The sequence below is a fragment of the Sphingomonas sp. 66-10 genome (genome assembly GCF_001897045.1).
Lineage (GTDB): Bacteria > Pseudomonadota > Alphaproteobacteria > Sphingomonadales > Sphingomonadaceae > Sphingomonas > Sphingomonas lycopersici.
The window spans coordinates 351,123-356,606 of the sequence record NZ_MKRR01000133.1 but is presented as its reverse complement, the minus strand read 5'-3'; the positions used below and the strand labels follow the sequence as shown (position 1 = coordinate 356,606).

General features: G+C 66.8%; 6 protein-coding genes. 3 read left to right on the top strand and 3 right to left on the bottom strand.

The features are described 5' to 3' along the window. Window positions 1–260 precede the first annotated feature (260 nt). Window positions 261–572 (top strand): hypothetical protein, encoded by a 312-nt coding sequence (locus BGN95_RS15620; protein ID WP_286773232.1) that lies wholly within the window; start codon window positions 261–263, stop codon window positions 570–572. Between the two features lie 52 nt (window positions 573–624). On the opposite strand, the gene BGN95_RS15615 is transcribed toward BGN95_RS15620, so the two are convergent. Together BGN95_RS15615 and BGN95_RS15610 are read right to left on the bottom strand one after the other, a co-directional pair. Beyond that, on the bottom strand, window positions 625–978 hold the full coding sequence (locus BGN95_RS15615; protein WP_179515537.1) for a hypothetical protein: 354 nt from the start codon (window positions 976–978) through the stop codon (window positions 625–627). Window positions 979–1,066: 88 nt separating this feature from the next. Then, window positions 1,067–1,969 (bottom strand): fatty acid desaturase family protein, encoded by a 903-nt coding sequence (locus BGN95_RS15610; RefSeq protein ID WP_286773231.1) that lies wholly within the window; start codon window positions 1,967–1,969, stop codon window positions 1,067–1,069. 50 nt (window positions 1,970–2,019) lie between these two features. On the opposite strand from BGN95_RS15610, the gene BGN95_RS15605 reads away from it, so the two are divergent. Beyond that, window positions 2,020–2,823, top strand: a complete 804-nt coding sequence (locus BGN95_RS15605) for a PaaX family transcriptional regulator C-terminal domain-containing protein (protein WP_265311854.1) — start codon at window positions 2,020–2,022, stop codon at window positions 2,821–2,823. 85 nt (window positions 2,824–2,908) lie between these two features. After that, window positions 2,909–3,910 (top strand): MBL fold metallo-hydrolase, encoded by a 1,002-nt coding sequence (locus BGN95_RS15600; protein WP_265311855.1) that lies wholly within the window; start codon window positions 2,909–2,911, stop codon window positions 3,908–3,910. A 171-nt stretch (window positions 3,911–4,081) separates the two neighbouring features. Here BGN95_RS15600 and BGN95_RS15595 read toward each other — a convergent pair. Then, window positions 4,082–5,484: amidohydrolase family protein (locus tag BGN95_RS15595; RefSeq protein ID WP_286773230.1), on the bottom strand; the 1,403-nt coding region annotated here is incomplete at its 5' end.

Below are 5,484 nucleotides of genomic sequence, written 5' to 3'. Positions count from 1 at the left end.
TCGTGCAGGACAAGGGGCGGTTCCCGGTGCGCGCCGACGGGGTTGCCGAGCCGCCGACGGTGCGGCGCGCGGGGGTGCTGCCATGGGTGACGCTGCTGGCGTGCGTCGTGGTGGTGGCGGTGGCGCACGCGGTGGCGCGGCTACCGCTCCATTAAATCCGTGCAATGCTGGTGAACCCCGGCTGCCAGGCCAGTTCAGCGTGCGAAAAGACGTGCCCTGCTAGACCCGCTCCTATCGAACAAGCGTAGAGGAGTGGGACCATGAAGATCACAATCCCCTTGATCGCCATCCTTGCCGGGAGTGCTTTCGCAACGATCCCTTCGGTCGCTTCGGCGCAAAGCTGGGGTGTCTATGTCGGGTCGGACAGTCCCTATTATGACCGGGGCTATTACAACCAGGGTTATAATTACGACCGGTCTTTTTATCGGGATCGCGATGGCGGTTATTACCGGCATGACGACTGGCGCGATCGCCGCGAGCGATGGGAGCGCGAACGTGCGCGGCGCTATTGGATGCAGCGCCGCTGGGAACGCGAACATCGCTGGCATCACGATGACGACGACGACAATTGATCGTTAGCGTCGCGGGCTCAACCGCGTCACCGCGGTTGCGCCTTCGCGCGCCTCAATTGTCGCAGGCGTCGTAATATCCTGCGCGGCAGGCCGCGACGGCGCGGCGCCATTCGGCCATCTCGCGCTCATATTGCGCGCGGCTGCGGGCATAGCGATCCATATCGCGGTCGTGGTCACGCGATGCCGCGACATAATCGGCATCCTCGTAACCGCCCGGGCGCACGACATGATAACGCGGCCCGCGGTTGGCGGCGGCGGCCTGGAGGTTGAGCTGGCGGGTTTGCTCGCTGTCGCGGGCATGCGCGTCGGCGCTGCGCATCGAGGGATCGCGCGGATCGTCGGCGAAGGCTGCCGTGGGAATTGTCGCTGCGATGATCGCCACGCCGATAAGCCGCTTGCCGCGCATGTAACGCACCCCACCCTTGAACCCGGCACGGGCGTATCAGCGCGCTAGCGTTTCGCAAATCAATTGCGACGAGATGCCGGGGCGCGCGTCAGGCGGGTTGATGCGCGGCCTTCACCGATCGCCGCAGCACATCGCCGTAGCCGGTCGCGATACAGGCGTAACCCTCGTAAAATCCCCGGCTTTTCAGCAGGCGGTGCATCTCGCGCAACCGATAGGGCGGCACCCCGGCGGCAAGATGGTGTTCGAGATGGTAACTCACATTATTGGGCGCGACGAACAGCCGTTCCCACCAGCGCACCAAGGTGGTCGAGGTATTGAGTCGCGCATCGGTGTCGCTGCGGTCGGTCGCGACGCCGTGCTCGCCGATCTGCCGCAGCCGGACGATCGCGGGATAGACGAACAGCAACGCCACCCACCACAAGGCATAGGCCCACCAGCCGCCCGCGAGCGCGAGGATCGCGAACAGACCGGCCTGAAACACCAGCCAAGGCCATTGTTCGGCAAAGCGGAAACGGCGGAAGGCGAGCAATTGATCGCGAAATCCGGTCCGCCCGGTCAGATCGCGCGCGAATTTGCGGCGCAACGATTCGCGCGCGACCGGATAGCTTTGGACGAAGCCGATATCGGGATCGTTCGGGGTGCCGGCGAACCGGTGGTGCTTGAGGTGATAGCTGCGATATTTGGGCAGCGAGCTCATCATCGGCACCGCGGCGAGCCATTGCCCGACGGTCTCGTTCAAGCGTCGCCCGCTGAACAAGGCGTGATGCGCGCAATCGTGGACGATGATGCCGAGCCCGAGTTGCCGGCCGGCGATCACCAGCACCGCGAGCACGATCGTCAGCGGATTCGGCCAGGCGATCGCCAGCGCGAAGGCGCCCGCGATCAGCGCCCAGTTGACGGCGAGCGTCCACCAGCCCCACGCATTGGAGGTACGCGTCAATTGTGCCAGTTCATCCTTGCTGAGAAAGTCGGTGAACCGATCGCGGGGCATCGTGCGGGTCCTTCGGGCTGTCGAACGGAGTTGTAACAGGAAATGGCTTTGTGAGTCAAATATCGTTACATCACTGGCGCGAGCCCTTGTCGGCGCGGACGCTCGCGCTGGCCTTTCTGTCGACCAGCGGCGCGCGGCCGATGCGCGCGGCGGCGCTGGCGCGCCGCGCCGAAATCTGCGGGGTCGACGGCGCGGCGATGCGGATGGCGCTGGGGCGGCTGGTGCGCGACGAGATGGTCGAGCAGGTCGAGCGCGGGGTCTATGCGATCGGGCGCGAGGGGCTGGCGCTCAATCGCGTCGCGCGCGGCTGGGCCGAGGCGGAATCGCGCGTCCGGGCGTGGGACGGACGCTGGATCGTCGTAGCGGTCGATCATCTCGGGCGCAGCGACCGCCGGCAGGTGCGCGCGCAGGAGCGCGCGTTGCGGCTCAACGGGCTGGCGCGCGCGGAAAGCGGCTTGTGGGTGCGGCCCGACAATCTGGCGCTGTCGCTCGAGGATTTCGCCGCGCGCCTCGTCGGGCTCGGGCTCGACGAGACCGCGACGATCCTCGGCGACGTGCGCGCGCTCGCGACGCAGGAGGCGGCGTTCCGCGGTCTATGGCCGGCGGCGGCGATCGCGGCGCGCTACCGGCACTGGATCGACGAGATGGCAGCGAGCGAGGATCGCCTCGCCGCGATGACGACCGTCGAGGCGGCGCGCGAGACGTTGCTGCTCGGCCAGTCGGTGATCCGCACGATCAACACCGATCCCTTGCTGCCCGCCGAGATGGTCGATGCCGCGCTGCGGGCGGAAATGATCGCGGCGATGCGGCGCTACGATACGATCGGCAAGAGCTTCTGGGCGAAGGTCGAGTGAGTGACATCCTTAGTAGTTGAAGTATTCTGTGCGCGGGGATAGGTCTGGCGGCACTTCGACCCCATAGAATAACGGAGAGCCGCAGATGGAGATGACGCGCAGGGGGCTGTTGGGTGGCGCGCTGGCGGGGGCGGCGATCTCGGCCGCGCCGCTGCGCGCGGCGACCACGCCCGAGGATCGCTGGATATTGCTGGGGACCGGCGGCGGGCCGGTGATGCGCAAGACGCGGATGCAGCCGGCCAATCTGCTCCAGGTCGGCGATCGTTCCTATCTGATCGATCTCGGCGCGGGGGTGACGCGGCAATTGGTGCAGGCCGGGGTCGCGCCGAGCCGGATCGACGCCGCGTTCATTTCGCATCTCCATCTCGATCATACCGCGGGGATCGCCGCCTTCCTGTCGCTCGATTGGGTACAGGCGGCGATGCAGCGGCTGCGCAGCGCCCCGGTGCCGATCTACGGCCCACCGGGGACGCAGACGGTGATCGACAGCAGCATCAAGGCGATCGCGATCCAGGCGGATATCTTCCGCGGCGAGAGCGCGCATTCGCCGCCGCCCGACAAATTCTTCTTCGGCAAGGATATCACCCAGCCGGGGCCGGTGGAGGTGTATCGCGACGAGATGCTGCGGGTGACCGCGGTCGAGAATACGCATTATGCGACGATGCACCTGCCGGCGCGGCCTTATGGCCACGACATGTCCTTCTCCTATCGCTTCGAAACGCCGCGGCGCAGCATCGTCTATACCGGCGATACCGGGCCGAGCCCCGCGGTGGAGGCGCTGGCCAGCGGTGCCGACGTGCTGATCAGCGAGATCATCGACCTGCCGGGGGTGGTCGCGGATATCCGAAGCCGCAGCGCGGACAAGAGCGTCGATGTCACCCCGATGATCCGGCATATGGAGCTGGAGCATCTGACCCCGGAGAATGTCGGCGCGCTGGCGGCGCGGGCCAAGGTGGGCAAGCTGGTGCTGACCCATTTGGGCATGGCGCCGGGGGCGGAGGATCTCGACGAAACGGCGGCGCTGGCGGCGATCCGCAAGAATTACCGCGGCCCGGTGGTGGTGGGGAAGGATCTGATGCGCGTTTGAGCATCGCGCCTCAGATCGGGACGACCTCTCCGTTCGCGCTGAGCTTGTCGAAGCCCTGGCTTTTTCTTCCGACGAAGAAGGACAGCCCTTCGACGAGCGCAGGGCGAACGGATCATAGCCGCCCACGAATGTCCGGGCCCGGCGCCGATCCAGCCCCGGGCCCCCGTTTTCTTACTTCGGCATCCCGCTCAATCCGCTCGCCGTGCGCAGCGCGGTGCCGTCGAGGCGATAGCCGTCGAGGAACACGGTGTTGACGTGGCGGAGGGTGCCGAGATCCTTCGAGGTGTCGCCGTCGACGAGGATGATGTCGGCGGCCTTGCCCGGCGCGATCGATCCGGCGCGATCGGCCATCCCGGTTATCCGCGCGGGGATGATCGTCGCGGTCTGCAATGCCTCGGCGTTGCTCAGCCCGGCCTGCTGGTAGAGCTCCAGCTCGCGCACCAGCTCGAGCCCATAGCCGTCGGTGCCCGCGACGATCCGCACCCCGGCCTTGTGCAGCCGGTTGACCAGCCCGACCATCTTGTCGAAGCTCTTGCGGAAATCGTCGCGCGTCAGCCCGCCGAACAAGGGATAGCCGCCGACCCGCCAGCTCCGCGCGACCGCGGGCGGCGCGATATCGGCGAAGGGCGCATATTCGGGCGAGATCGCCGAGCCGTCGGAGGTCATCATCGGCTCCCACACCGTCAGCGTCGGATCGATGATCGTGCCGCGCTTGGCGAGTTCGGCATAAAAGGCCGTCATCGCCGGGGAATCGAGATCGACGTCCTTGCCGTATTTCGCCGGGCCTTCGAGCCGCGCGGCGGTATTGGCCTTGTCGACCACCTCCTGCGGCATCGCCTGCATCATGATGAAATTGATGTGGGTGACCTCGTCATAGCCCGCGCGCACCGCATCGAGCGGGCGCATCCCGGCGGGGATATGGCCGTGGACGTGGAGCCCCAATTTGTGCGCCTCGGCGGCGGCCGGGGCGATCCACGCCGGATTCATCGAGGTGTAGAATTTCGCGCCCCACAGCCCGGCCTGCTTGATCTTGTCGACCGCGGCGACCGCCTCCGCCGCCGAGGAGACGGTGAGCGCACCCTGCGCGGCGAGCGGGTCCTTGCGATCGATGATCACCGAGATCTTGCCGTCGGGGGCGAGCAGATCGCCCGCCGCGCGGCGCCTGTAGATGCTGTGCGCGTCGTCGATCAGCGAGCCCGGGCTGCGATAATTGGTCATCCCGGTCGCGACATTCTGCAGCAGGTTCCAGTCGTCGCCGACATGCTGGTGCGAATCCCACAGCCCCGGCGACAGCGTCTTGCCGCGCCCGTCGATCACCATCGCGCCGGCGGGGGGCTTGATCGACCCGCCCGCGGCGACCGCGGCGACCTTGCCCTCGGCGATCAGCACCGCGCGATCGGGCAGATATTTGCCCGCCACCGAATCGAACATCAGCACATGATCGACCAGCGTCGGCGTGCGATTGGCCGGGGTGAGGAATTGATGCGCGACATCGCGGACCATCGCCGCGGTGGCCTTGTCCTGAATCTCCTTCAGCTTCGGGCCGTTCTTCTCATATCCTTCGGGCAGCAGCG

What these genes read in the sequence shown, in the direction of transcription:
- BGN95_RS15620 (WP_286773232.1), top strand. Translation starts at nt 261, where the DNA reads ATGAAGATCACAATCCCCTTGATCGCCATCCTTGCCGGGAGTGCTTTC.
- BGN95_RS15610 (WP_286773231.1), bottom strand. Translation starts at nt 1,969, where the DNA reads ATGCCCCGCGATCGGTTCACCGACTTTCTCAGCAAGGATGAACTGGCA.
- BGN95_RS15600 (WP_265311855.1), top strand. Translation starts at nt 2,909, where the DNA reads ATGGAGATGACGCGCAGGGGGCTGTTGGGTGGCGCGCTGGCGGGGGCG.
- BGN95_RS15615 (WP_179515537.1), bottom strand. Translation starts at nt 978, where the DNA reads ATGCGCGGCAAGCGGCTTATCGGCGTGGCGATCATCGCAGCGACAATT.